Source organism: Micromonospora sp. LOL_015, from assembly GCF_048060275.1.
Lineage (GTDB): Bacteria > Actinomycetota > Actinomycetes > Mycobacteriales > Micromonosporaceae > Micromonospora_E.
Genome location: NZ_JBHMIO010000028.1, coordinates 13467 through 37912 on the forward strand (window position 1 = coordinate 13467; position 24446 = coordinate 37912).

General features: G+C 70.9%; 30 protein-coding genes. 14 read left to right on the plus strand and 16 right to left on the minus strand.

Features of this window, described 5'->3' with window-relative positions:
- Positions 1–42: 42 nt before the first annotated feature.
- Together ACFHWU_RS20635 and ACFHWU_RS20640 are read left to right on the plus strand one after the other, a co-directional pair.
- Positions 43–525: a DUF1707 SHOCT-like domain-containing protein gene (locus ACFHWU_RS20635; RefSeq protein ID WP_416555891.1), complete on the plus strand. Its 483-nt coding sequence runs from the start codon at positions 43–45 to the stop codon at positions 523–525.
- An 81-nt stretch (positions 526–606) separates the two neighbouring features.
- Complete coding sequence (locus tag ACFHWU_RS20640; RefSeq protein ID WP_416591337.1) at positions 607–960, plus strand: hypothetical protein; 354 nt, start codon at positions 607–609, stop codon at positions 958–960.
- On the opposite strand, the gene ACFHWU_RS20645 is transcribed toward ACFHWU_RS20640, so the two are convergent.
- The 4 genes from ACFHWU_RS20645 to ACFHWU_RS20660 all read right to left on the minus strand — a co-directional run bounded on the left by ACFHWU_RS20645 (position 951) and on the right by ACFHWU_RS20660 (position 4280).
- Positions 951–1202, minus strand: coding sequence for a hypothetical protein (locus tag ACFHWU_RS20645; protein WP_416568644.1), 252 nt, complete (start codon positions 1200–1202; stop codon positions 951–953). The genes ACFHWU_RS20640 and ACFHWU_RS20645 overlap by 10 nt on opposite strands.
- A 1137-nt stretch (positions 1203–2339) precedes the next feature.
- The gene (locus ACFHWU_RS20650) at positions 2340–2924 is read right to left on the minus strand and encodes a TetR/AcrR family transcriptional regulator (RefSeq protein WP_158632114.1); all 585 of its coding nucleotides are present in this window, start codon (positions 2922–2924) and stop codon (positions 2340–2342) included.
- A 210-nt stretch (positions 2925–3134) separates the two neighbouring features.
- The gene (locus tag ACFHWU_RS20655) at positions 3135–3386 is read right to left on the minus strand and encodes a helix-turn-helix domain-containing protein (RefSeq protein ID WP_416555894.1); all 252 of its coding nucleotides are present in this window, start codon (positions 3384–3386) and stop codon (positions 3135–3137) included.
- 147 nt (positions 3387–3533) lie between these two features.
- A complete protein-coding gene (locus tag ACFHWU_RS20660; RefSeq protein ID WP_416555895.1) occupies positions 3534–4280 on the minus strand; it encodes a zf-HC2 domain-containing protein in 747 nt (248 codons plus the stop codon).
- Between the two features lie 126 nt (positions 4281–4406).
- Between ACFHWU_RS20660 and ACFHWU_RS20665 the strand changes: the two genes are divergently transcribed.
- The 3 genes from ACFHWU_RS20665 (at position 4407) to ACFHWU_RS20675 (ending at position 5715) form a co-directional block, all read left to right on the plus strand.
- Positions 4407–4988, plus strand: a complete 582-nt coding sequence (locus ACFHWU_RS20665) for a sigma-70 family RNA polymerase sigma factor (protein ID WP_416591338.1) — start codon at positions 4407–4409, stop codon at positions 4986–4988.
- Between the two features lie 120 nt (positions 4989–5108).
- Entirely contained in the window at positions 5109–5399 is a 291-nt protein-coding gene (locus tag ACFHWU_RS20670; RefSeq protein WP_416555897.1) for a hypothetical protein, read from the plus strand.
- A gap of 46 nt (positions 5400–5445) precedes the next feature.
- Positions 5446–5715 (plus strand): hypothetical protein, encoded by a 270-nt coding sequence (locus ACFHWU_RS20675; RefSeq protein WP_416568687.1) that lies wholly within the window; start codon positions 5446–5448, stop codon positions 5713–5715.
- 44 nt (positions 5716–5759) lie between these two features.
- Here ACFHWU_RS20675 and ACFHWU_RS20680 read toward each other — a convergent pair whose 3' ends face one another.
- The 3 genes from ACFHWU_RS20680 to ACFHWU_RS20690 are packed head-to-tail and all read right to left on the minus strand — an operon-like array spanning position 5760 to position 7806.
- Entirely contained in the window at positions 5760–6389 is a 630-nt protein-coding gene (locus ACFHWU_RS20680; protein ID WP_416555898.1) for an MBL fold metallo-hydrolase, read from the minus strand.
- Complete coding sequence (locus tag ACFHWU_RS20685) at positions 6389–7474, minus strand: S-(hydroxymethyl)mycothiol dehydrogenase (protein WP_416591339.1); 1086 nt, start codon at positions 7472–7474, stop codon at positions 6389–6391. The genes ACFHWU_RS20680 and ACFHWU_RS20685 overlap by 1 nt, the downstream gene beginning before the upstream one ends.
- The gene (locus ACFHWU_RS20690; protein WP_416591340.1) at positions 7471–7806 is read right to left on the minus strand and encodes a hypothetical protein; all 336 of its coding nucleotides are present in this window, start codon (positions 7804–7806) and stop codon (positions 7471–7473) included. The genes ACFHWU_RS20685 and ACFHWU_RS20690 overlap by 4 nt, the downstream gene beginning before the upstream one ends.
- Positions 7807–7859: 53 nt before the next feature.
- Here ACFHWU_RS20690 and ACFHWU_RS20695 point away from each other — a divergent pair, with 53 nt between their 5' ends.
- Complete coding sequence (locus tag ACFHWU_RS20695; RefSeq protein ID WP_416591341.1) at positions 7860–8858, plus strand: enoyl-CoA hydratase; 999 nt, start codon at positions 7860–7862, stop codon at positions 8856–8858.
- A gap of 20 nt (positions 8859–8878) precedes the next feature.
- On the opposite strand, the gene ACFHWU_RS20700 is transcribed toward ACFHWU_RS20695, so the two are convergent.
- The 3 genes from ACFHWU_RS20700 to ACFHWU_RS20710 are packed head-to-tail and all read right to left on the minus strand — an operon-like array spanning position 8879 to position 13674.
- Positions 8879–10069, minus strand: coding sequence for an osmoprotectant NAGGN system M42 family peptidase (locus ACFHWU_RS20700; RefSeq protein WP_416555902.1), 1191 nt, complete (start codon positions 10067–10069; stop codon positions 8879–8881).
- 22 nt (positions 10070–10091) lie between these two features.
- Entirely contained in the window at positions 10092–11903 is a 1812-nt protein-coding gene (gene ngg, locus ACFHWU_RS20705) for an N-acetylglutaminylglutamine synthetase (protein WP_416555903.1), read from the minus strand.
- Positions 11890–13674 (minus strand): N-acetylglutaminylglutamine amidotransferase, encoded by a 1785-nt coding sequence (locus ACFHWU_RS20710; RefSeq protein WP_416591342.1) that lies wholly within the window; start codon positions 13672–13674, stop codon positions 11890–11892. Before ACFHWU_RS20710 ends, ngg begins: the two co-directional genes overlap by 14 nt.
- A 321-nt stretch (positions 13675–13995) precedes the next feature.
- Between ACFHWU_RS20710 and ACFHWU_RS20715 the strand changes: the two genes are divergently transcribed.
- Positions 13996–14547 (plus strand): hypothetical protein, encoded by a 552-nt coding sequence (locus tag ACFHWU_RS20715; RefSeq protein WP_416555905.1) that lies wholly within the window; start codon positions 13996–13998, stop codon positions 14545–14547.
- A gap of 8 nt (positions 14548–14555) precedes the next feature.
- Here the strand turns inward: ACFHWU_RS20715 and ACFHWU_RS20720 are convergent, their stop codons facing one another.
- Positions 14556–14906 (minus strand): STAS domain-containing protein, encoded by a 351-nt coding sequence (locus tag ACFHWU_RS20720; RefSeq protein ID WP_416555906.1) that lies wholly within the window; start codon positions 14904–14906, stop codon positions 14556–14558.
- Positions 14907–15150: 244 nt separating this feature from the next.
- On the minus strand, positions 15151–15813 hold the full coding sequence (locus ACFHWU_RS20725; RefSeq protein ID WP_416568650.1) for a DUF4142 domain-containing protein: 663 nt from the start codon (positions 15811–15813) through the stop codon (positions 15151–15153).
- 202 nt (positions 15814–16015) lie between these two features.
- Between ACFHWU_RS20725 and ACFHWU_RS20730 the strand changes: the two genes are divergently transcribed.
- The 3 genes from ACFHWU_RS20730 to ACFHWU_RS20740 are packed head-to-tail and all read left to right on the plus strand — an operon-like array spanning position 16016 to position 17664.
- Entirely contained in the window at positions 16016–16219 is a 204-nt protein-coding gene (locus tag ACFHWU_RS20730) for a hypothetical protein (RefSeq protein ID WP_416568651.1), read from the plus strand.
- Between the two features lie 23 nt (positions 16220–16242).
- Positions 16243–16755 (plus strand): MSMEG_6728 family protein, encoded by a 513-nt coding sequence (locus ACFHWU_RS20735; protein WP_416555909.1) that lies wholly within the window; start codon positions 16243–16245, stop codon positions 16753–16755.
- 33 nt (positions 16756–16788) lie between these two features.
- A complete protein-coding gene (locus tag ACFHWU_RS20740) occupies positions 16789–17664 on the plus strand; it encodes a DUF1775 domain-containing protein (RefSeq protein ID WP_416555910.1) in 876 nt (291 codons plus the stop codon).
- A gap of 45 nt (positions 17665–17709) precedes the next feature.
- On the opposite strand, the gene ACFHWU_RS20745 is transcribed toward ACFHWU_RS20740, so the two are convergent.
- From ACFHWU_RS20745 to ACFHWU_RS20760, 4 genes are all read right to left on the minus strand, one after another.
- The gene (locus ACFHWU_RS20745; RefSeq protein WP_416555987.1) at positions 17710–19290 is read right to left on the minus strand and encodes a copper resistance CopC/CopD family protein; all 1581 of its coding nucleotides are present in this window, start codon (positions 19288–19290) and stop codon (positions 17710–17712) included.
- Positions 19291–19613: 323 nt separating this feature from the next.
- Positions 19614–19841, minus strand: coding sequence for a ferredoxin (locus ACFHWU_RS20750; RefSeq protein ID WP_416591343.1), 228 nt, complete (start codon positions 19839–19841; stop codon positions 19614–19616).
- Between the two features lie 112 nt (positions 19842–19953).
- Positions 19954–21162: a cytochrome P450 gene (locus ACFHWU_RS20755; protein WP_416568653.1), complete on the minus strand. Its 1209-nt coding sequence runs from the start codon at positions 21160–21162 to the stop codon at positions 19954–19956.
- 210 nt (positions 21163–21372) lie between these two features.
- The gene (locus ACFHWU_RS20760; protein WP_416555913.1) at positions 21373–21939 is read right to left on the minus strand and encodes a hypothetical protein; all 567 of its coding nucleotides are present in this window, start codon (positions 21937–21939) and stop codon (positions 21373–21375) included.
- A gap of 107 nt (positions 21940–22046) precedes the next feature.
- On the opposite strand from ACFHWU_RS20760, the gene ACFHWU_RS20765 reads away from it, so the two are divergent.
- The 4 genes from ACFHWU_RS20765 (at position 22047) to ACFHWU_RS20780 (ending at position 24442) form a co-directional block, all read left to right on the plus strand.
- Positions 22047–22445 carry a hypothetical protein gene (locus ACFHWU_RS20765; RefSeq protein ID WP_416555914.1) on the plus strand — a complete coding sequence of 133 codons (399 nt, stop codon included), beginning with the start codon at positions 22047–22049 and terminating at the stop codon, positions 22443–22445.
- Positions 22446–22563: 118 nt separating this feature from the next.
- The gene (locus tag ACFHWU_RS20770; protein ID WP_416591366.1) at positions 22564–23196 is read left to right on the plus strand and encodes a CDP-alcohol phosphatidyltransferase family protein; all 633 of its coding nucleotides are present in this window, start codon (positions 22564–22566) and stop codon (positions 23194–23196) included.
- On the plus strand, positions 23193–24113 hold the full coding sequence (locus ACFHWU_RS20775; RefSeq protein ID WP_416591344.1) for a DUF881 domain-containing protein: 921 nt from the start codon (positions 23193–23195) through the stop codon (positions 24111–24113). Before ACFHWU_RS20770 ends, ACFHWU_RS20775 begins: the two co-directional genes overlap by 4 nt.
- Positions 24110–24442: a small basic family protein gene (locus ACFHWU_RS20780; protein ID WP_416555916.1), complete on the plus strand. Its 333-nt coding sequence runs from the start codon at positions 24110–24112 to the stop codon at positions 24440–24442. The genes ACFHWU_RS20775 and ACFHWU_RS20780 overlap by 4 nt, the downstream gene beginning before the upstream one ends.
- The last annotated feature ends 4 nt before the right edge of the window (positions 24443–24446 follow it).

Here is a 24446-nt window from a genome sequence, read left to right on the forward strand (position 1 = left end):
TGACCTGCGGAGACCGTCAGATGGGGTAGCCTCGGAAACACGGTGGAAGGCGGCGACGGGGTCAGCAAGCGGGTCGGTGACGAGCGGGTCGGTGACGCGCAGCGCAACCACGTCATCGAGCTGCTCGCCCAGGCGCTCGGTGAGGGCTATCTGGACCTCACCGAGTACGAGCGGCGGCTGGTTGAGGCGACTGCGGCGACAACGTCGGGGGAGCTCGTTGCGCAACTGGCCGATCTGCCACGGCGGTTCGACTGGGACCCTGGTACGCCGGTCGTCGGTTCGTCCGTCGCCGACCGGTCCCGAGCCCGGCGTACCTCTGCTGCGTTGGTTATGGCCGTCGCGTCGCTGCCGTTCGCCGCCTGCTACGGCGCTGGCGCGGTACCGGCTGTCGCAGCGATCGCGCTGGCGGGTCCGGGTCGACGGGTTCCAGACCAGCGGGGCAGGGCGCTGGCAGCGATCGTGATCGGCTTGGTCGGCGTGGTCGGGTCCGTGCTGAGCGTCGTCCTGCTGCTCGTCGTCGGCTGATCGCCCGGCCGTCTCCCGGTAAAGTGCCATCTACGGGGCGGCCGGGTCCGTTCGCTGCGGACAGATGTGATCGTCGATGGCATGCGCCCGTCACGAACGGCCCGACATGCCGGGGTCCTCCTTGTTCTGCTGCTGTGTCTGTCTGCCTGCAGCGCGACCAGCGCGAAATGCCGAAATAACAGTTGTACGGTCGCCGTCAAGACAACCGAAACTGCAAGCGTGGAGATTCTCGATCACCAGATGGAATTCCGGGATCTTGCCGCCGGATCGGTGACCGTGGTCTACGCCGGACAGCCCTATTACATCCCGGTCGGGCAGACGGCGGGGGTCGGTTCGCTGACCGTGACGGTGACCTCGGCAGAACCGGGTCGGGCGCAGCTGGTCATCGCCGCGGATCAGCACAGCGGCGCGGATACCGCTCGTGGTCACCGTTGAATCCAGAGACGCAGCTCCTGCGGGTCGAGACAGGCCAGTACCGCTTCATGCAGGATCATGCTGGCCGCCCGCGCCAAGGTGAGGTCGAACTGTCCGGTGCGGCCGTCGGGTAGCCGCAGCGCGACCGTGCCGGTACGCCGGTCCACGGCACAGCGCAGCGGTAGTTCGGCAGGCCGGCCACCCGGCGATCGGACCAGGACCCGCAGCTCGACCACGCCGTCGGAGACCCGTCGATCGACCATGGGCCCGCTGGCTGGAGGGGCGGGTCGACCGGCCGGCTGAGGCCGGACGCGTGCCGCCGGTTGGCGCTGGGGACGCCGGGGCGGATCGCGTTCCGGTCGGCAGGTCGGTGTCATGGTGCGGCCGTTCGGTGGGCCCGGCCCGGTCGCGGGCCTCGCCGCTCGGGCGGCACGCACTGGTTCGGGCGGTGGCCGCCGGTCGGCGCGGGGCGCGAGTTCGGGGCGGCCGAGCACCACGGTGTCCACGCCGGTGCCCTCCGCGCCGGTGACCCGGTACCGGACGGTGACCGCGGTGTCGGACAAGTTGAGCACCACTCCGGGCCGCCAGGCCCCGGTACGGTGGATCCAGATCGGATCACCTCGTCGGTACGCCGTCACGGTGCCCGCCGTGCCGGTTGGTGGCAGGCGCGAGCTGCGGCCCGTGCCGCTCACCGGAGCTCGTACCGCATTATTGGAAACTGCCTCTGATCGCCGGGACAGGTCGTAACGTTGCTCGGCCGACGATACTTCCCCGATGACCGGGCGCGGCAGGGGTCGATGCCTGGTGCCTATTCGGATATTGCGGACCAGGAGGTGGGGGATGCCGAGTCGCGTCGTCTTCTGACGATCAGGGAAGATGTCGGGCGCTCCCGCCGGATATCGTAAGCTCCCGCCGTGTTGCCGAGGACCGGATCGACATGACTCGGTGTGAACACGCATTCGAGGCTCATGCACTGTCGCGTTTCCCCGAACCGCTGTGATCTCGCCGGTGGCGTGCACCGATGTACTCGGCCGATGGTCGATCGTGCGACCAACGCCGCCCACGACGAAGTGGTCGGGCGACTCTCCGTGACGTTTCGTGGGTGGCTGACGCCGGCCGGGCGGGAGGTGGTTGGCCGCGCGGTACCGAGGGGGCGGGCGCGTACGGCAGCGGCGGGCACGGAAGCTAACCCAGCCTCCTAGGATGCCATAGGGACTGTGTGCACGCCCCCGCCCAGCGGACGTGAACGTCCATCAGCTACTTACCAACGAGAATGTCTGCAGTGGAGCGTCAGAGCTGGACCGGCCGACCGGCGGCTGAGGCGCAGCGGTTGGGCGGGAGCGTTGCTCAACCACCCAGTAAACTGCGGCGCATCGCCGGGCCGGCCGTAGCGCCGCTGATCAGCGGCGTGCGGCGATGCCGTCCAAGAAGAGGGTGGTGCAGTCGGTGATGAGCCGGTTCAGCGAGTACTTGCCGCCCGGCCTGAACCATCGCACGGTGAGCCAAACCGCATCGCGGGTGAGCCGGTAGAAGGTTTTCGGGTCGATGTCGGAGCGCAGGGTGCCGTCCCGGCGTCCGGCGTCGATGACGGTGAGCCAGACGCTCTCCACCTCCTTGGCCACGCCCTTGAGATAGCCGAACCGGGGCAGGCCACGCAGGTAGTTCGCGTCGTTCTGGTAGATCTCAGTGGCGTGCGGGTGGCTGGCGGCGCACTCGAGCGAGGCCCGGATGAGTTGCCGCAGCTGGTCGTCCGGCCCGTCCGGCCCGTCGAGGATCTGCTGGTAGCGGGCGCGTAGGTCGGCGAGGTAGCTGGAGATGATCTCGTCGACCATCGCCTCTTTGGATTCGAAGTGGTGGTAGAGGCTACCGGACAGGATGCCCACGTCGTCGGCGATCTCGCGGACGGTCGTGCCGGCGACGCCTCGGCTGGCGAACAGTGCGCCAGCCCGGTGGAGTATGTGCTCTCGTCGGCTGCGGGAAGTCACCAATGTCTCCCTGGTCGTGTAGCGGTGAAGCGGACACTTGCTGGCACCTTCCGCGACGAACCGGCCTGGCGGACCCAGCCGGATTCGGCAGTCAACCATGGTGGCTCTCTGGCCAATGTGATCGGTGACCTTGTGGTCATCTTGGAGGCGGAGGAGGTGCATCCGTCAGTCTAGGACCCAGGCAAGACGATTAACCGTATGCGTCGTGACCTAGTCCAGTGTGTCCTGATCAGCGCCTGTGACGCTGTCCTGAGACTCAGGCGTACGGTCAGCATGGACGGTCGGATCCGGGCGGCGTCCGCCGCGACCGCGGATGGGTACGCCCGAGAAGTGCAGTCGCCGGTGCACGTAGCTGTACGACACGCCGAGCTCAGCGGCGATGCGCCTGATCGGCGCTCCGGCGAGGTACCGGCTGACGATCTGGGCGTTCGTCGGGCGCTCGGCGGGCGGGGTGGCCGGCATGACTGCTCCCTGGCCGGTACTGGACGGTGGTGTCGTTGCGGATGCTCCCGGACGAAGCCGGAGGCTGTTTCGTCGTCACCATGTCCCGCCAGCGGGAGCGGAGGTTGACCGGCCGGGTTGTCAGATCAACGGCACCGGGCCGACGGATCAGGCCGCCCGGTCCCGGCGGATGCTGGCCGCGCCACCCCGGACCACCCGCAATGGTGTCGGGCTGGTCGCTGGTGGCTCGTCGTCAAGTTCGACGCGCCAGCGTGATCGGGTGCGGCCAGCGTCCCCCGGTGACGTGTCCGGGTCGCCGCCGCGTCGGCGCAGCGTCAGGATGAGCAGATATCCGGCGACGACCAGGCCGTGGCTGAGCAGCCGCGGATAGTCGACCCGCCCGGTGATCACGTCGTTGACCGACAGCAGTGCCAGTACCGCGACGAACGCGGTCAGGGTCGGCAGCATCCCGGCCGGCCGGGTGCGCCGGACGGCGATCCACACGAAGCCGGCGCCGAGTGCGACGTTCCAGGCCGCAGACTCGTGCCACAGGTGGTTGGGGGCAGTTCCACCGACCGGATCGGGCACATGCAGATGGCCGTCGGCGACGCCGCCGATCTGGGCGGCACCGAGCAGGAACTGCGCGATTCCGAGCACGCCGAGGGCGTACCGCAGCAGCAGGGCGACCCGGGCCGCGGTCAGCCGTCGGGGTGGCGCGAGCGCGTCGAGCACCGACTCGTCGACGGTGCCGACCGGTTCCGGGCCGGTACGCCGGGCGAGGTCGGTGACCATGTCGGCGTCGGCGTACCAGGATCGGCACCCGGCGCAGCCGGTCAGATGGTCCCGCGCCGCAGCCGACTCGGCGGCGTCAGTTTCCCCGTCGAGTTCGGCCGACAGCAGCTCACGAAAGTCCACGCACCCCACATGTCAATAGTCGGCCCGTCGGCCGGGACGGTTCCCACCGGGGTAGCGCCGGCAGGGCAGGCACCACCCCGGTGGGTGGACTATGGCGGGGGGAGGCTTCCCGGATACTCTTCAGGCATGCCGCACGCCGCACCGGACGACGCCCAGATCACCCGTTGGGCCCTCGCAGCCCGCGACGGTGACCGGGCGGCCGCCACGTCGTTCGTCCGGGCCACCCAAGGTCAGGTGCAGAGGTTCCTCACCCATCTGGTGGACAACACCGAGGCGGAGGACCTCGCCCAGGAGACGTTCCTCCGGGCGATGCGGTCGTTGCCGCGCTTCGCTGGGCGCTCCAGCGCGCGTACCTGGTTGCTGTCCATCGCCCGGCGGGTCGCCGTCGACCATATCCGCGCCGTCGTGGTACGGCCCCGGGTCGCCGACCTGGCCGACTGGCAGGCGGTGGCCGAGGCCGCGGTCGCCGGCCCACGCTTCGAAGAAGCCGTGGCGCTGCGTCAGCTGCTGGTCGGCCTGGCCGCCGACCGCCGGGAGGCGTTCGTGGCGACCCAGATGCTCGGGTTGAGCTACGCCGAGGCCGCCGAGGTCTGCGGCTGCCCGGTCGGGACGATCCGGTCCCGGGTCGCTCGGGCCCGCGAGGACCTGGTCGCCGCAATGACGGACTCGGGGCGGCAGTCCGGCCGGCAGCTACGAGCGATCAGCTGATCCCTCGTGCCCTGTCCCGGACAGAGTCGGCGGCGGCGTTCGTCCGCCAGTCCTGATGGTCTCGCGGCATCCGCCGAGCTGAACCCGGCGCGTGCGACTGCGGTCGGGGTCGGCTTCGGAGTGCCGACCGGGCTACTCGCGGTGCTGCTGCCGGCGATCGGCGTGATCGGCCCGGTCGTCGTGCAGGTGGCGGTGGCCAGTGGGTTCGCCATGCTCGCTGAGGCCGGTCTGAGTTTCCTCGGGCTCGGTGTCCAGCCGCCGGACGCGAGCTGGGGCGCGCTGCTCGGCCGGGCGCTGCCGTACATCGACACCGCCTGGTGGCTGGCGGTCGCCCCCGGCGCGGTGATCACCTTGACCGTGCTGGCCACGAACGTGCTCGCCGGTCACCGACCTCACCGTCGCGGTGGGTAGCGCCGCCGGCGGCTGGACCGACCTCGTTCACAAGGTGTCGATCGAGGTGGCCGCAGGTGAGACCGTAGGGCTGGTCGGGGAGTCGGGCTGCGGCAAGAGCACCACCTGCACCCGGCGTTCACCATCGGCGAGCAGATCGTCGAGTCGGTGCGCCGGCACCGGGGGCTGTCCCGCCGGACGGCCGCCGACCGGGCGGTCGAACTGCTCGACCTGGTCGGCGTGCCGAACGCCCGGTCCCGGGCCTGGGCGTACCCGCACGAGTTCTCCGGCGGGATGCTGCAGCGGGCGCCGGACGCCGCCGTCGACGGCGAACTGACCGGGATTCCCGGTGCCCCGCCGGCCCGGTCGCGGAGTGGCCAATCAGTGGCCGCGGGCGATCCACTCGTCGAGGTGCGGCCGTTCGGCGCCGATCGTGGTGCTGTCGCCGTGTCCGGTGTGCACGATCGTGTCGTCCGGCAGGGTGAACAGCCGGTCGCGGATGGACGCAAGGATCGTGCCGAAGTCGCTGTAGGAGCGGCCGGTGGCTCCCGGGCCGCCGGCGAACAGCGTGTCGCCGGTGAACGCCACGCCCAGCTCGGGCGCGGACAGGCAGCAGGCACCGGGGCTGTGCCCGGGGGTGTGCAGGACCCGCAGCGTGGTGCCACCGACGGTGAGCTGCTGCCCGTCGGCCAGTGCGGCGTCCGGGGGCCGCTGCGGGTGGACCTGGTCCCAGAGCACCCGGTCGGCCGGGTGCAGCAGCACCGGCGCGCCGGTCTCGTCGGCCAGGCGCGCCGCGACCCGTACGTGGTCGTCGTGGGCGTGGGTCGCGACGATCGCCCGGACGGTACGCGCGCCGATGACGGCGCGGATCGCCTCGACGTCGTGCGGGGCGTCGATCACCACGCATTCGGTGTCGTCGCCGACAACCCAGACGTTGTTGTCGACATCGAAGGTCTCCCCGTCCAGGGAGAACGTCCCGGACGTGACGGTGTGGTCGATCCGGGCGGTCATCAGAACACCACCACCGAGCGGAGCACGTCGCCGTGGTGCATCTTGCCGAAGGCTTGCTCGACCTGGTCGAGCGGGATCTCCTCGGTGACGAAGGCGTCGAGGTCGAGCCGGCCCTGCCGGTACAGTTCGGTCAGCATCGGAAAGTCGCGCGACGGCAGACAGTCGCCGTACCAGCTGGATTTGAGCGCGCCGCCGCGACCGAACACGTCCAGCAGCGGCAGTTCGACGCGCATCTGCGGGGTCGGTACGCCGACCAGGACGACGGTGCCGGCCAGGTCCCGGGCGTAGAACGCCTGTTTCCAGGTTTCTGGGCGGCCGACGGCGTCGATGACGACATCGGCGCCGAACCCGCCGGTGAGTTCTTGGATCCGTTCGACCGCGTCGGTCTGCCGGGCGTCCACGGTGTGGGTGGCGCCGAAGCCGCGCGCCCAGTCGAGTTTCCGGGGGTCGGTGTCGACGGCGATGATGGTCGTCGCACCGGCCAGGGCGGCCCCGGCGATCGCGCCGTCGCCGACGCCGCCGCAACCGATGACCGCGACGGAGTCGCCGCGGCCGACGCCGCCGGTGTTGATCGCGGCGCCCAGCCCGGCCATCACTCCGCAGCCGAGCAGGCCGACGGCGGCCGGCCGGGCCGCCGCGTCCACCTTGGTACACTGGCCGGCGTGCACGAGGGTCTTCTCGGCGAAGGCGCCGATGCCCAGCGCGGGGGAGAGTACGGTGCCGTCGGTCAGTGTCATCTTCCGGGTGGCGTTATGGGTGGCGAAGCAGTACCAGGGTCGGCCCCGGACGCAGGCCCGGCAGGTGCCGCAGACGGCCCGCCAGTTCAGCACCACGAAGTCGCCGGGGGCGACGTCGGTCACCCCGTCACCGACCTGTTCGACGATGCCGGCCGCCTCGTGGCCGAGTAGGAACGGGTAGTCGTCGCTGATGCCGCCGTCGCGGTAGTGCAGGTCGGTGTGGCAGACACCGCAGGCCTGCACCCGCACCACCGCCTCGCCCGGGCCGGGGTCCGGTACGACGATCATGGTGACCTCGACCGGCGTACCGGTGCTCCGGGAGATCACACCCCGGACGTGTTGGCTCATCGGAACTCTCCTGAAACGTCGTCGTCACGCAGGTTCGGTCTGAACCTACCGCCGGGCGGACCGGCACGGAACCGTCCCGCCCGGCGTATCCCCTGGTGGTGACGACTACCGCTGGTCGGCGGCCGACTCGACCAGGTGCCGGACCGGCCGAGGAAGGCGGCGCAGTACGCGCCGTCGAAGACCCGGTGGTCGAACGAGGCGGTCAGCACGGCGACCTGACCGACGTCCAGTCGGGTCCGGCCGTCGGCGCGGCCCAGCGGTTCGGCCATCAGCCGGTCCAGCCGGGCGCCCTTGGCGATCGGGTGCCCGTGCGAGCGGTGGTTGCCGGTCATGTAGTCGTCGAGGCGGTGGCCAGGCAGGCGCCGACGAAGCGACTGACGAGGCGATGCAGGCGAGCTGGCTGCTCGGCGAGGCCGGCTGGCTCGACCCGGACCGCGACGAGCGGTACGCGGTGGCGACCATGGCGGGGGAGCGGGAGCAGAGCCGGTCGGCGCTGCGCGGCGCCCTTTGCTCGCCCGGCGCGACGAGCCGGTCACCACCCGCACGGCGTCCCATACCCTGGACATGGTGGTCGCCGAGGGTGGCGACCTATGGCAGTGGGTCCTCACCGACCGGATCAGGAGCTGACGTGCAGACCGTTTCGCTGCGTACCGCCGACCATCCGGGTGTGCGGGTGCTGACCCTCGACGATCCCGACCGGCGTAACGCGATCGGCGCCCTGATGAAGCGGGAACTGACCGAGGCCGTGTCGATCGTCGCCGCCGACCGCGACGCCCGGGTTCTGGTCGTCACCGGCGCCGGCAGCGCCTTCTGCTCGGGCGCGCACCTCGACGAGATCTTCGGCGGCCCCATCCGGCCGGTCAGCCAGACCCGCCGCGACCTGGAGGAGATCTACCGCAGCTTCCTCGCGGTGCGCGACCTGGACCTGGTGACCATCGCCGCAGTACAGGGACCCGCCGTGGGTGCCGGTCTCAACCTGGCGATGTGCTGCGACCAGCGGATCGCCGGTCGCCAGGCCCGGTTCGGGGCGACGTTCACCCGGATCGGCCTGCACCCCGGCGGCGGCTGCACCTACTTCCTGGTCGACGCGCTCGGCCCGCAGCGGGCCATGCAGATCCTGTTGGACGGCGCGATGCTCGACGCCGCGCGGGCCCACGACCTCGGTCTGGTGCTCGACGTGGTCGACGATCCGCTGGCCGCCGCGTTGGCCGCCGCGCGCCGCTACGCCGACCTGGACCCGCATCTGGTCCGCCACGTCAAGCAGAGCGTCCGGATCGCCGCCTCGTCCGGCCTGGATGCCTCGGTGCAGTACGAGGCGTGGGCCCAGGCCGCGTCGGCCAGCGATCCGGCGGTGCTGGCCACCCTGCTCGGCGACCGGCGCTGAGGCCGACCGACGACCGGGCGTCAGGCCACGCCGATCGGCCCTTCCCGGGGCCCGGCTTCCTGCGCCGGCTGCACCGCCAGCGACGGGAAGTCGGCCAGGTCGCCGTCCGGCTCGGCGTCCCACTCCGGGAACACCAGCTCGCTCTGCAGGTAGAGGCAGAGCAACTGGGTGAGATGACGCAGCCCGTCCAGGTGGGTGCGTTCGTGACCGTGGGTGGCGTCCACTCCGAAGCCGAGCAGCGCCACCCGGGCGTGCGCGCCGGCCTCGACCGCCGCCGCCACGTCTGACCGGTAGTAGTCGAACACGTCACGGACCAGATCGACGCCGTGATCGGCGGCCAGGCCGGCCAACTTACGGGTCAGGTGGTAGTCGAACGGACCGACGCCGTCACCCATGGCCAGGGTCGCGGCGTTCTCCCGGGACTGCTGTCCGGGCGCCACCACCGCGGCGTCGACCGAGACGATCTCGGCCACGTCCGGGTCGAGGCCGTGACTGGCACCGTGCCCGACCTCCTCGGTGCAGGTGATCAGCAGATGGGCGGTGACCGGCGGCTGCTGGCCGGCGTCGACCATGGCCTTCACCGCGGTCAGCACCGCCGCCACCCCTGCTTTGTCGTCCAGATGCCGGGACTTGACGTACCCGCTGGACGTGATCGTCGGCGCCGGCAGCATCGCTACGAAGTCGCCGACGTCGATGCCGAGCGCGCGGAGTCCGGCGATGTCGGTGACCGGCTCGTCGACCCGCACCTCAACCTGCTCCCAGCCGACACCCTGCAGGTCGACATCCTCGTTGTAGCGGTGGCCGCTGGCCTTCAAGGGCAGCACCTGGCCGGTGATCACCCGGTCCAGGCTGTCGGTGTAGACCCGCACGTGGGCACCTTCGGCGAACCGGGCGCTGTGGGTGCCGATCTGCTTGAGCTCCAGCCGGCCGTTCTCCTTCAACCGTTTGACCATCCCGCCGATCGTGTCGGTGTGCACCACGATCGCCCGATCCGCGCCGGTGGTCCGTGGCCCGCACAGCGAGGCGCTGAGCGCGCCCCGCCGGGTGACCGTGAACGGGATGCCGAGAGCGGACAGCCGTTCTCCGACGTACTGCTGCACGTGGTCGGTGCGGCCGGACGGGCTGGGGATGTCCAGCAGCTCCAGCACCACCTGCTGAAGGTAATCGAGGTCCAGTTTCAGGGGGGCGGGGAAGTTCGGGTCGGCCGGCATGCCAAGACCGTACCGTCGCCGATCACGGCGTTGCCGGCGCCCCGCCGGGGCCGGGCGGGCTCCACCGCCGCTGCTGCGCGCTGGTGCCCGGGAACAGCAGGTCGATGAAGCGTTCCGCGGTCGGCTGCGGCTCATGGTTGGCCAGCCCGGGCCGTTCGTTGGCTTCGATGAAGACGTGGTTGGGCTGATCAGGAGCGGTCACCAGCAGGTCCATCCCGGCCACCGGAATGGCCAGCGCCCGAGTGGCGGCCACGCACGCCGCGGCCAGGTCGGCGTGTAACCGGTCGGTGACGTCGTGGATCGTCCCGCCGGTGTGCAGGTTCGCGGTCCGCCGTACGGTCAGCACCTCGCCGGCCGGCAGCACGTCGTCCATCGTGTGCCCGGCCTCGGTGACCACTTCCCGGGTCAGGCCGTCCATCGGGATCTTCGACTCGCCCCCGGTGGCGGCGGCCCGCCGCCGGCTGTGTCGCCGGACCAGCTCGGCCACCGTGTGTACGCCGTCGCCGGTGACCGCCGCTGGGCGGCGGACCGCCGCAGCCACCACCTCGTGGTCGATTACCAGGACCCGCAGGTCCTCCCCTTGGTGCCGCTGTTCGATCAGCACCTGCGGGCAGTGCCTGCGGGCCAGGTCGACGGCGGCCTTTAGGGCGGTCGCGTCGGTGACACCGACGGTGATTCCGGTGCCCTGTTCGCCGCGGGCCGGCTTGACCACCACCTCACCGACCTTGGCGAGGAACGCCTCGTCGTCGGCGTCGCCGGTGGCGGTACGGCCGTGCGGCACGGCCAGCCCGGCGTCGAGCAGCACCCGCCGGGTCACCCGCTTGTCGTCGCATCGGCTCATCGCCACCGCCGAGGTCAGCTCGGACAGCGATTCGCGGGTGACGATGCTGCGGGCACCGTTGGTCAGCCGCAGCTCGCCCCAGGACGCGTCGATCACCTCGACCCGGATGCCGCGGCGCATCGCCTCGTCGGCGACGATCCGGGCGTACGGGTTCAGCTCGTCGTAGCCGTCCGGCATGCTGGCCAGGAAGAGCCGTTCGTTGATCGGGTTCTTGCGTTTGACGCACAGCGTCGGCGTGCGTTCGAAACCGAGCCGTTCGTAGAGACGGATCGCACCGTCGTTCTCTGCCAGCACGGACAGGTCGACGTAGACCCGGCCGCGGTCGGCGAGCCGGCCGGCGAGCTCCAGCAGCAGCGCCTGACCGGTGCCGGGCGGTGCGTGCAGCGGGTCGACGGTCAGGCACCACAGGCTGGAGCCGTTCTCCGGGTCGTCGAAGACCGCCACGTGGTCGATGCCGGTGATGGTACCGACGACCTGCCCGGTGACCGACTCGGCGACCAGGTGCACGAAACGTTCGGTCGCGGCGTTGTCGACCAGGATGTCGACCGGGGCGGTGACCATCCCGTTGTGGGCGTATATCCGGTTGACCGCGTCGGCGTCGGAATCGTCGCGCAGCAGCCGGATCCGCAGCCCCGGTTCCGGCGGCTGCGGCTCGCGTACCTGGGTGAGATCCAGCCGGAAGGTCAGCGACGGGTCGATGAACAACTCGTCCGGCAGCCGCGACACCAGCACGTGCGGGTCGGGCAGGTAGATGCAGATGTCGCGGGAGCCGGCGGCCTCCGAACGCAGCACGTCGGCGACGTCGGAGGGGTCGGCGAACGTCTGACCGAAGACCAGCCGGCCCCAGCCGCACTCCAGGATGACGTCGGCGCTGTCGGTGGGTTTGGCCGGCGGATCGCCCGGGACGACCGGGTCGCCACCAGGGCCGATCCGTTCCCGCCGGAGGGCGGGGGAGTCGGGGCGGGGGGCGCTCGTGTCGTCAGTCAATGCCATGGTTCTGCAGCCACATCTCCAGCAGTCCGAGTTGCCACAACTTGTTACCCCGCAGCGGGGTGAGTTCGGCGTTCGGGTCGCGCAGCAGTCCGTCGACGTACCCGTCGCGGAACAGCCCGCGCCGACGGGCCGGCGGCGCGTGCAGGGCGTCGCGCACCCGGTCGAGCAGCTTGCCCTCCAGGTGGGTCAGCCCGGGTACGGGGAAGTACCCCTTCGGCCGGTCGATCACCTCCCAGGGCAGCACCCGGCGGCCGATCTCCTTGAGTACCCCCTTGCCGCCCTGGGCCAACTTGAGCTCGGGCGGGCAGGTGGCGGCGAGCTCGACGAACTCGTGGTCGAGGAAGGGCACGCGGGCCTCCAGCCCGTGCGCCATCGTCATGTTGTCGACCCGTTTCACCGGGTCGTCCACGAGCATCACGGTGGTGTCGATCCGCAGCCCCGCGTCGACCGCGTCCTGCGCGCCGGCGCGGCCCAGGTGGGCGGCGGCGAACTCGCGGGCGGGATCACCGGCGGCGAGGTACTCCGGGTTGAGTACCTGGGTGAGACCGGCGGCGTCGCGGTCGAAAAAGGCCGTGGCGTAGGTGTCCAGTGCCTGGTCACGGCCGACCCGGGCGAGCGGCGGGTACCAGTGGTACCCGCCGAGGATCTCGTCGGCGCCCTGGCCGGACTGCACCACCTTGAGGTGCTTGGCGACTTCCTGACTGAGCAGGTAGAACGCGACGCAGTCGTGACTGATCATAGGTTCGCTCATCGTCGCGACGGCGGCCTCCAGCGGCGGCACCAGGTCACGGGCGGCCACCCGGATCTGATGGTGGTCGGTGTCGAACCGCTGCGCCACCAGGTCGGAGTAGACGAACTCGTCGCCCTCCCGTCCACCGACCGCGTCGAAGCCGATCGAGAAGGTGGCCAGACCACGTTGGCCCTGCTCGGCCAGCAGCGCCACGACCAGCGAGGAGTCGAGCCCACCGGAGAGCAGGACGCCGACCGGCACGTCGGCGACCATCCGGCGCTGCACCGCGGTGGTCAACGATTCGAGCAGAGCGTCCTGCCAGTCCTGCTCCGACCAGTCGGCGCGGCGCGGGTCCCGGCCGAACGGCGGATCCCAGTAGCAGCGCTCGTCCACCCGGCCGTCGGGCTGGTAGACCCGTACGGTGGCCGGGGGCAGCTTACGGATGCCGTTGAGGATCGTCCGCGGCGCGGGGACCACACTGTGGAAGCTGAGGTAGTGGGCGAGTGACACCGGATCGATGCCGGTGTCCACCCCGCCGCCGGCCAGTAGCGCCGGCAGGGTGCTGGCGAACCGGACCACGCCGGGGCGCTCGTCGACGTACAGCGGCTTGATGCCCAGCCGGTCGCGGGCCAGGACCAGCCGGCCACTGTCGCGCTCGGTGATCGCGATGGCGAACATGCCGATCAGATGGTCGACGAAGTCGACACCCCACTCGGCGTACGCCTTGACGACGACCTCGCTGTCGCCCGAGGAGAAGAACGTGTGCCCCCGTGTCTGCAGCTGTTCGCGCAGCTGGCGGTAGTTGTAGATGCAGCCGTTGAAGACGCCGGTCAGGCCGGCGGCGGAGTCGACGATCGGTTGGTTGCTGGCCGCAGACAGGTCGATGATCTTCAGGCGCCGGTGTCCGAAGGCCACACTTCCGTGTGACCAGGAACCCCCGTCGTCGGGGCCCCGGTCACTCATTGTCGCCGCCATCCGCTCCACCGCGCCAATGTCGGCGCGGGAACCGTCGCGGCGCAGCTCACCCGCAAGTCCGCACATGCGTACCCATCCTGCCAGACCGTTGCGGCATCGCCCAGTTGACGGCCGGATCCGGTGTCCCGACCAGTGCCCCGGAGCGCGGACGATCCCGTTCGGTGCCCTGTGCCGGGTCTCGCTACGCTGACCCGGCAGCAGGGCAGTTGCGTGACTAATCAATCAAATGGTTGGTGGGTGCCGCCGTGGCCCCAGGATTCGTCCCGACGTACGGTTCGCGGTAACGTTTGGTCGGGTTTGATGGCTGGACGGTGGATAGCTCCATCATCCGGCTGGCGTGGGTGCATCCGTCCCGGTTCGGGACGGATGCCGACCGGGGAGGGCTAGTTGCTGACCACGCTTGAGGGACACCACCTGCGGGCCTGCGTCCTCGGCCAGTCCTGGCTCATCCGTCAGTTGGAGCGCCGGGGCGCTGGCCTGGATCCGATCGCCCTGTTCGGGGTGGCCGAGGGGGCCTTCGTGACGGTCGTCGACCAGTTGGGTCGTAGTGGGTTCCCACTGACCGAGCTGCGCTGCTTCGCCGACACCGCGGTACGGCTGACCGCCGCCGGCCGGGAACCGGTCTCCGCCGACGAGGTGATCCGCATCGTCGGCTACCAGTTCGGGGAGCACGTCGAAATCGCTGACATCGAATCCCGTCGTTCCATTGCGGTGCGGCGGGCGGTGATCGGTACGGCGGTCTGGCGGCTGCGGCTCACCCTGCATGACGTTGACAACCTCCTCCGTCGAGGGGAGAGCCTGGCCGCCCAGTGGGGGTTCGCCGCCACCATGTACCACCCAGGTCCGTTGACCGCCTGCTACCTGCGAGTCGTGGAGGCCCGGTGGGCCAGCCGGCAGTCGCGACGCAGCCGGCACACCCAACTGGGCCGGGTGCTGTGACCGTACGGTCAGCGCCCCACCGGCAGGTCGGACGGCGTCGCGTGGTCGGTGGGGAAGCCGAACAGCCCGAGAAGCCCGGTCGCCCACAGCTGCCGTCGGGTGAAGCTGCTGATGTTCTCCAGCTCGAGCCGGCTGCCGCTGACCCCGGCAGCCTGGTGGCAGGCGACCAGGCTGCCGATCCCGGTCGAGTCGATGAAGCTGACGTACGTGAGGTCCAGCACGATCCGCTCGGGTGCGGACCGGGCGAGCAGCGCGGTGACCGCGTCGCGGACCTCGCCGGCTGTGGCGAGGTCGAGTTCACCGTGCAAGGCGAGTCGTACCGTGGTGCCCTGGTAGCTCCTGGTGATGACGAAATCCACGTCGTACCTCCGGTCGGGTGGCGACGGGTGCCGGGGAGGGAGTGTGTTGAGGCATTGGTATTTGCCGATATCCGCTGATGCGCGCGGTGTGTGAGCCGTCACGTTACGGTATGTGCGGCTGATGTGCCAGCCCCGTTTCGGACTGTGCACCAACCCGGTCGACCACTGTGAGCGATCATCTCGTCCGTGCCCGCCGGTGCGGTCGTCCCGGTCCGACCGCACCGGCGTAGGGCCACGGTCCGGGTCAGCTCTGCGCCGGCAGGGGCGTCTGCGGGCTGACCGTCGGCGACGGTAGGGTCGGGTTCACCGTCGGCTCGGGCGTGGCGGTGCCCGGCACGGTCGGGTCAACCGTGGGGCTCACCCCGGGACTCGGCGAGGTCGGCAGCCCGAGCTGCGCCGCGAGGCGCTGCAACGCCGCGTACAGGTCGTCGAGCACCGGTCCGGCCTCCTGCGCCAGGTTCACCACCCGTTCGTCGGAGCCCTGCGCGATCTCGGCGTTGTTCACCTCGATCGCCTGGGCGTATCCCGTCAGCTGGCTCTCCACGAACGCCGTGTCGAACTCGGCACCGGACAACCCGTCCAGTCGGGTGACCACGTCCTGCTGCTCCCGGGTGGGCGAGTCGGGCAGGGTGACGTCGACCTCACCGGCCACCCGGGTGACCTCCTCATCCAGCCGGGTGTGGTCGGCCACCATGGCACCGCCCAGGTCCTTCACCGCCTGGTCGGCATCCTGCTTGTCCTGCGCCAACTGGCCGATCTGCACAGCGGCCAGATTGACCTGGTGGATCGTACGCAGGTACTCGCTGTCCTGCTCGGACGGTGCCGTCGCGTGCGCGGCCGCCGGGATCAACGCGACGGCGGTCAGCCCCGCCAACAGCCCCAGCCGGGTCACTACGGTCCTTCTCATCGTGGTACCTCCTCGCTCAGCGCTCGTCGGGGCAGCGAGATACCCGGCACCCCGGACGCCATGCCCGCCGGCCGGGATGAGCGCCGCCGGCCGACGGCGGATGATCCACCACCCTCGGCCGGGCTAGCCCGACCCGCCGACGGAATACCGCCGCCCGTACCGGGTAACCGGACGATGACCGACCAGATCACCGGGAGGCATCGTGACCAACGTCCAGCAACCGGAGATGCGTCGCAGTGGGGACAACCCGCTGGTCCAGGAGAGCAAGGGTCCCGACGGAGCCGACCGCCGGCCCGGGCGCCGTGGCGGCGGCAACCGGCCCGTCCCGGCCGGTCAGGTCTCGCCGTACGGTCCTCACCCGCCGGCCGCCGCCGACGACAGCGAATCCGACGACCAACCGGACTGACCACTCCGGTCGACCCCGGCACCATGCAGACGTTCCTGCCGTACCCGGACTTCGCGGCCAGCGCCGCCGTGCTCGACGCCCGACGACTAGGCAAACAGCGCGTCGAAGCGTTGCAGGTGCTGCGCGGCCTGACCGTGCCCGGGTACGGCTGGCGTCACCATCCGGCGGTCCGGATGTGGCACGGCCACCTGGAGGCACTGGTCCGGTACGGGCTGACGGTCTGCGTCGAATGGACCCGGGCTGGCCGGGCCGACACCGTCGCCGACACCCTGCGCCGCGAATTCACCGCCGCGACCGGCCGCACCCTGGTCCGCGACCAGGCCGAACTCGGCGCCGCCACCGCACTGCCGGCCTGGCTCGGCCGAGCCGACCTGCACCTGTCGCACCGCGCCGCGCTGGTACACAAGGACCCCGACCACTACCGTCCCCGGTTCGGCGACCTTGCCCCCGTACCGTACGTGTGGCCGTGCCCACCGGCGGTACCGCCGCCGATCGCCCCCGCCCCGTCCGGCGAAAAGGGTCCGTGGTCGGATTGAACCGTTCGGCCTCGTCCGCCGAACCCCTTACCGGTGGATCAGGATCCGGCGGCAGCGGCCGCCGACGTACGGGAGGCGAGGCTCATGGTCAACTGTCTGCGCGCGAACGCCGTCCGGATTGGCGCGGTGCTGTCCGGTCCGGTGCTGGCGGTCGCGCTGTCCGGTCCGGCAGTGGCTGCGGCCGGCATCGGCCTGGAACCGACTCAGGCACCTCGTGGAGCCGGCATCCAACTCACCTTCGAACTGCCGCAGGAACGGCCGGACACACACACCACCGAGGTGCGCCTCGACCTGCCGGCGGACCTGCCGATCGCCGAGGTCTACCCGATGTCGGTCGACGACTGGGCACCCCGGATCATCAACCGGACCCTGCCGGAGCCGCTGCCCGGCCTGCACGGTGGCCTGATGACCGAGGCCGCCGAGAGCATCATCTGGCAGTTGGTCGCCCCACCCGCCGACGAACCGGCGCCGGTGCTGCTGACCGTGTCGGTCGGCCCGCTGCCGGACGCGGACCGGATCGACTTCGCGGTGACCCAGACCTACTCCGACGGCACCGCGGTCCGCTGGGGCGGCCCGGCCGCGCAGCGGCCCGGCCCGGTGCTGACCCTCGGGCCGGCCGACCCGGCGGCGGCCGGTCACGGAGCCCAGCACGGCGGCCCGGCACCGGCCGCCGCCCAGGACCCCCCGGCACCGGCCGCCGCCGGGGGCTCGGACGCCGCCGCCGGCACTGGGATGGGACTGCTGCTGGCCGGCCTGGCCGGCGGAGCGGCGATCGGCGCGGCCGTCGTCTGGTGGCGCAGCCGCCGCCACCACCGCAGCGTCCCGGCGGACCCGACCGGCACCGCCGACGACGAGGGCGAACTGGTCGTCACCGGCGGCACGACCCCCTGGCGGCTCACCGAACAGTGACCGCTGCCGTCCCGGTCTCCCTACCGCACGCCGGCCCGCCGCCGCTCAGCGCACCGGCACGGTGGTACGCACGGTCGCCTGGTCGATGTCGGACAGCCGGATGGTGAAGCGCAGCTCCCACTCGCCCGGCACCGGGAACGCGACCGCGCCGACCGCGTGATTGTCGTCCACCCCCAGCAGCAGGGTGGTCACCGGTTCGACGTCCTGTGCCGGCAGCGAGGTGGTCATCGTCCACTCCTCGACCCGTACCGGCGCGCCCTCCGGCGTGTACACGTAGGCGTGCACCGTGTTGTGCTCGCCGAGTTGTACCGGGTAGATGTCGAACTGGAGGGTGTACAGCGAGCTGGTCAGCGTCTGGGCGAAGGTGTCCTGCCCGAGGGCCTGGGCCTCGACGACGGCGGTACGGGCCGGTGTCGTCTGCACCAGTACCGCGCTGGCCCCGAGCGCCACCACGGCCACCGCGACCTCGACACCGACCAGGCCGGTGAGTCGCCGCACCTGCGACGCCCGCCAACGCCCGACCAGCCGTCGCGCGTACCCGGCGGTCAGCAGCAGAACCGCCACCAGCGCGATCTTCACCAGTACCAACCGTCCGTACGCGGTGGTGACCAGTGCGGTCGGGTCGCGGGTCTCCATCAGCGCCTGGACGGCACCGGCCAGCAGCAGCCAGCTGACCGCCACCGTCGCCCACCGGGACCAGACCGGCAGGATCCGGCCCAGCACACGGGGGTGGGTGCGGCGCAGCAGGACCGCGCCGAGGGTCACCAGCCCGCCGATCCACACCCCGACCGCCGCGATGTGCACGGTGTCGGCGGCGATACTGACCGGCGGTAGCGGCGCCGCCACCGCGTGACCGGTCAGCGGCCAGGTGACCAGGCCGGCCACGCCCAGCCCGACGAGGGCCAGCCCGCGACGGGTGCCACCGACCCCGGCGAGGGCCGGTGACACCAGTGCCGCCACCGCGGCCAGGACCACCAGCCGGCCGAGCAGCGCCAGCCCGTACCCGCTGTCCACGACGGCGGCCAGGTCCCCGGCGGAGACCTCCAGCAGTCCACTGCCGGTCGAGTACGGTGCCTGCAGGTACAGTCCGGCCACTGTGGCCAGACCGACAAGCCCCAGCCCGGTGCCGACCATGAGCTTGCCGGGCCGGCGGCTCAGCCGGGGCGGCCACAGCAGCGCCAGCAGCAGCGCGGGCCCGACGGCGAGCAGCACCCCGGCGTAGCCGACGTACTTCGCGGTGGTCACGGCGATCGCGACCGGCAGCCGCTGTCCGCCGTCGCGGGGCTCGGGCACGGTCGCGGACGGCGCTCCCACCGAGTACGTGTAACCGCTGCCCACCGGGTGGCTGTCCGCCGAGATCACCCGGTAGCTGACCAGGTAGGTGCCGAGCGGGCGGTCGGCGACCCGGACCGGGACGGTGACGGTGGTCCCGTTGGTTTGTGGCGTTCCGTCGTCGATCCGTTTACCGTCCGGCGCCAGCACCTGCAGGCGCCCGGTGACCGGGCGGACCGGTTCGCTGAACGTCAGCACCACTTCCCGGGGCGAGTTGCCCAGCACCGATCCGGGGGCTGGCTCCGCCGTGACCAGCACCGCGTGTGCGGCCGCCGGGCCGGCGGGGGCGACCATCACCAGTATGCCGCCGAGTAGCAGTGCCGCGACGCCGGCTGCGGCGTGCCGGGCCCGCCGGGCGGCTCGTCGTTGTCTCACTCCTGGTAGTTCGGTGCGACCGGGGCAACGGTTCATCGCGATTGACTCCGGGCGGGTCGTGGGCGTACCGACCGCCGGTGCCGTCGGTCGTTTCGTGGGCCGAGCGCCAGGAACGGACGCGTGCGTGCCGGGATGAATCGTTGTCGACCGGGCCGGATGTGTGCAAGCCGACCGCCGGTGGTCGTCCGGTCCGCCCTCCGGTCAGATCCGGATGGTCGTCGATCGGGCCCGACCCGCCGGGGTCAGGGCAGCGGTGCCAGCGGGGTGCCGTCGGAGTCGCGGACCAGAATCGCCTCGACCGGGCATGACTCAGCAGCGTCGACGACGGTGTCAGCCGGGTCGATGTCGGACGCGGCCGGCCGGGACACCCCGTCGACCAGGCTGAAATGTCCCGGGGCGGTACCGGCGCAGATGCCGGTCCCGACGCACCGTTGCCCGTCGACGCTGACCTGCCAGGACCGCTTGTTCATCGTCACCTCCGGAGAACAGCCATGGCATCGGCCGCAGGGGACTGGGACGACTCATCTTCGATGGACGGCACGGCCGGGACGGCACGGCCCGCGTCGGGCCCGGGAAGGAGGATCATCCCCAGGTCACCGGCATCGCGCTCAGCCCGCGCACCAGCAGGCCGGTCTTCCACACCAGCTGATCCTCGGGTACGGCCAGCCGTAGCTGCGGCAGCCGCCGCACCACCGCCTCCACTGCCACCTGCAGCTCCATCCTGGCCAGTTGGGCGCCGAGACAGTGGTGTACGCCGTGACCGAAGCCGACGTGCGGGTTGCTGGTCCGGGTCAGGTCCAGCCGGTCCGGGTCGGTGAAGACCTCGGGGTCGCGGTTGGCCGCCGACAACGATCCGATGACGGGTTCACCGGCCCGAACGAGCACTCCGCCGACCTCGACGTCCACGGCGGCATACCGAGCGAATGAGGATGCGGCGCCGAGCGGGACGTACCGGGTCAGCTCCTCGACGGCGCCCGGTACCAGGGCCGGGTCGGCGCGCAGGGCGGCGAACTGGTCCGGCTGGGTGAGCAGGACGTAGACGAAGTTGGGGATCTGGGTCACGGTGGTCTCATGGCCTGCGGCCAGCAGCCCGGCGGCGAGCTGCACGAGTTCGGCCTCGGTGAGCCGGCTTGCGTCGGTGTCCCGGGCCTGGACCATGGCGCCGAGTAGGTCGTCGGTCGGGTGCCGGCGGCGCTGTTCGACCAGTCCGGCGATGTAGCCGTGCAGGTTCTCGAGATACCCCCGTACCTGGTCGGGGGAGAGCGACGTGGTGGAGACGACGGCTTCGCTCCAGGTATGGAAGTGTTCCCGGTCGGCGTAGGGCACACCGAGGAGCTCGCAGATGACCCGGACCGGCAGCGGTGTGGCGAAGTGTTCGACGAGGTCCGCTGGCGGCCCGTCGGCGATCATGTCGGTCAGCAGTTCGTCGGCGAATTGCCGGGTTTGCGGTCGGAGCTGTTCGACCCGCCGGGCGGTGAACGCCTTGGCGACCAGGCGCCGTAACCGAGTGTGTTCCGGCGGGTCCATCGACAGAATTCCGCCCTCGATCTGTCGGGGGGTGATCCGTGGTTCGTCGCGGCCGACGCTGGCGGCGCGGGAGAACCGGGCGTCGCCGAGGACGAACCGGACGTCGGCGTGCCGGGTGGCCAGCCAGGCCGGTTCCCCGAACGGCAGCTGGACCCGGACCAGCGTCCGGTCCTGCTGTAGCTGCCGGTAGGTGTCGTCGAGGTGGAGACGGTCGGGCGCGGAGAAGGGGTAGCTGCGGGGTTCGGCGGCCCGGAGCTCGGACATGGTTTCACCTCCTGGCAGCCGGGCGCCCACCGAAGACGACGACCGGCACGGGACATTTCCGATACTAGAGAAGTCTCTCGATTGATCGCAGCCCGGCGGCGATGTTGTCGCATGACTCAACCTAGCGTCCTAGCCTGCTCAAGGAAATATGCCGACCCCGCACACATGAGACAGCACCAACGAAGTCACCAACACCGCAGCAGTACCTGGTCAGCTCCGCCCGGCGGCATCGTCAGGCTGGGCATGGGAGAACAGCACCGGGGTCACCGGTCGGGCCCGGGGAGGCTCGGGGGTCGTCGGCGGGGGATTGCTCACCGGGGACTCTGCCGGCTGGTGTTCGCCGGTGAGCACCAACAGCTCGTAGGCCCGTTCAGCAGGCAGCCGGCCGGTGACGATCGCGATCCGCAACGGCACCGGCGGGGTTCCGGCGACGACGGCGACGGGCAGATCGAGCACCCTCGGGTCGACCTGCCGGCCGGCGAGGTGCCCGGCGGCGGCCGGGGGCAGGTCCCGCCAGGGACGGACGGTCTGCTCGGTGAATCCATGGCTGGCCCACTGGTCAGCCTCCGCGTTGACCCGGTCGGCGACGTGCTGCGGCACCACGTCGCGACCGCCGAGGTCGTCGCTGAGCAGCGCTCGGGCGAGCGGGCTGAGCTGGTCGACCGGGTACCACCGGGTCCGCTGCGTACGACGGCGGGAGATTTCGCCGGGCGAGGCGTCGGCCGTGGACCGGTCACGCCGGGCGTCTGGTTCGTGGTGGGCCGGCATGCCCATCATCCAAGCATGATCGACTGCCGTCCCATGGCAAGGGGTCGCAGGTAGCGGGGATGTCGTACCGGGTGGGCAGGGGTTTGCCACCCGGTACGCGCGGGTAGCCGGGCCGGGTGGCCGAGCAGCGGCAGGCGGTGGCACCGACGGTGGGCGTCGGGTCACCGCTCGACGATCGTTGGGAGTACGGGTACCTGTACTTCGTGCAGACGGTGGCACCTGCCGAAGGGGGTAGGCAGCCGGCCGCCGGGCCGACGGTCACCGTGGTCGCTGACGGCGCAGGGCACCGGTGTCAGGTGTTGACCGGCCGACGGCTGGAGGTGCTCAACGAACTGGGTGGCCAGGGCTGGATCGTCAGCGACGGCTTGTGGAGCCCGGAGCGGGCCCGGTGGCTGGCTGAACTGGTGGACGGGGTGGACGGGGTGGAGCGGATGATCGGTTACTGGCAGTCGTTCATGCGTCGCCGGGTGGCCGTCGGCGGGGGCGGCCACGGTGAGTCGGCAGGTGATGGATGAGGGGCGCGTTATAGTGGCGCTCGCCAGGTGACAGTGCCCCTTGGGGGACCGTCGGGCTCGTTCGCCGCCGCTCGATTCCGGTCCGGTGGGACAGGCCGGTCGGAGCGGGGGAGAGGAAGTGTCGGTGTCGCGTCCGTCCGCGCAGTCCGCGTCGACGCGGACCGATGTGGCGAGCCAGGTCTTCACCATTCCTAATCTGATCAGCTTTGTCCGTTTATTGGGTGTACCTCTGTTTCTGTACCTTTTTCTGGTGCATCGTGCTGATATCGCGGCGCTACTGGTCCTGGCCGTCGGCGGGACCAGCGACTGGGTGGACGGGTTTGTCGCGCGCCGGATCCGTCAGGTGTCCCGGCTCGGTGAACTGCTGGATCCACTCGCCGACCGGCTGTACATCCTGGCCACGTTGCTGGCGTTCACCGCCCGCGAGGTGATGCCCTGGCAGTTCACAGTGGCGTTGCTCAGTCGCGAAGTGCTACTGGCCGGCTGCCTTGTCGTGTTGCGCCGATTTGGCTACGGACCGCCGCAGGTGCACTATCTAGGAAAGACCGCAACCTTCGTACTCTTGGCGGCGTTTCCCATTCTGTTGCTGTCGGCAGTGTTGGGATTCACCGCGTCGGCGTCGGTGGCGGCTGCGGTCGGATGGGGTCTGGCCTGGTGGGGTCTGGTGCTGTACTGGATCGCGGGCTTGCTGTACGTACGGCAGGCCGCAGCGTTGGTCCGGGCCGCCGGGGCAGAAACGGAGCGGGCATGAGCGAGGCGGACCGCCGCGAGTCCGGCCCGCACCGTGGATACGCGCCGGACTTTCTGACCGAACTGTTCCGGGCGCCGCTGGATCCCGGCTACACCGACGCGGCGGCTCGCCGGTCGGTGACCGGACCACCGCAGGGCTGGCGGCGGGTGACGGCACGGGCGGCGATGGCCTTGTCGATGGCTGCGGTCGGCTTCCTGGTGGTGCTCGCCTACCAGAAGACGGTGGCGGACGAACCGAGCCGGTCGCAGGCACGGGCCGGCCTGGTGGAGCAGGTGACCCAGCGCCAGGCGGAGACCGACGAGTTGCAGAACCGCGTGGACGCGTTGCGGGACGAGGTGGCCCGGGAGCGCGACACGGTGCTGGACGGGGCCCGGGCGGCGGACCTGCGTGACCTGGAAGCCGCCGCCGGGCTGGCCCGGGTGACCGGGGACGGAGTGGTCGTCGAGTTGGCGGACGCGCCGGAGATGGTGGATCCGGTGACCGGTGAGGGCTCGGTCAGTGAGTTGGGTCGGGTATTGGACCGGGATCTGCAGGACGTGGCCAACGCCTTGTGGAGCGTCGGCGCCGAGGCGGTCGCGGTCAACGGCAGACGGCTGACCGCGACCTCGACGATCCGGGCGGCGGGCAGCGCCATCCTGGTCGATTTCCGGCCGGTGACCGGCCCATACGAGGTGTCGGCGATCGGCCCGGAGTCGATGGCCGACGCGTTCAGGACCAGCCAGGCAGCCGCGGTGCTGCGGGCGGTCTCGGCTGATCACGGGTTGTCGTTCGGGGTCCGTTCGGCTGATGATCTGATGTTGCCGGCGGCGAGTGGGCCGCAGCTGCGGTACGCCCGTGCGCCGTCGGCGTCGGCCAGCCCATCCGGGACGGGTGGCGCCGACCCGTCCGTGACCGCCTCGGGAGGAGGCCCTCGATGATCGCCGTGTTGGCGCTACTCGTCGGAATGCTGCTGGGGATCTACTTCGACCCGGTGGTGCCGGCGGTGCTGCAGCCGTACCTGCCGATCGCGGTGGTGGCGGCGTTGGACGCGGTGTTCGGCGGGGTCCGGGCCAGTTTGGACGGGATCTTCGACGACAAGCAGTTCGTGATCTCGTTCATCTCGAATGTTCTGGTGGCGGGTCTGATCGTGTATCTGGGCGATCAGTTGGGGGTGGGCGGGCAGTTGTCCACCGGCGTGGTGGTGGTGCTCGGGGTGCGGATCTTCGGCAACGTGGCGGCGATCCGACGGCACCTGTTCCGGGCGTGAGGCG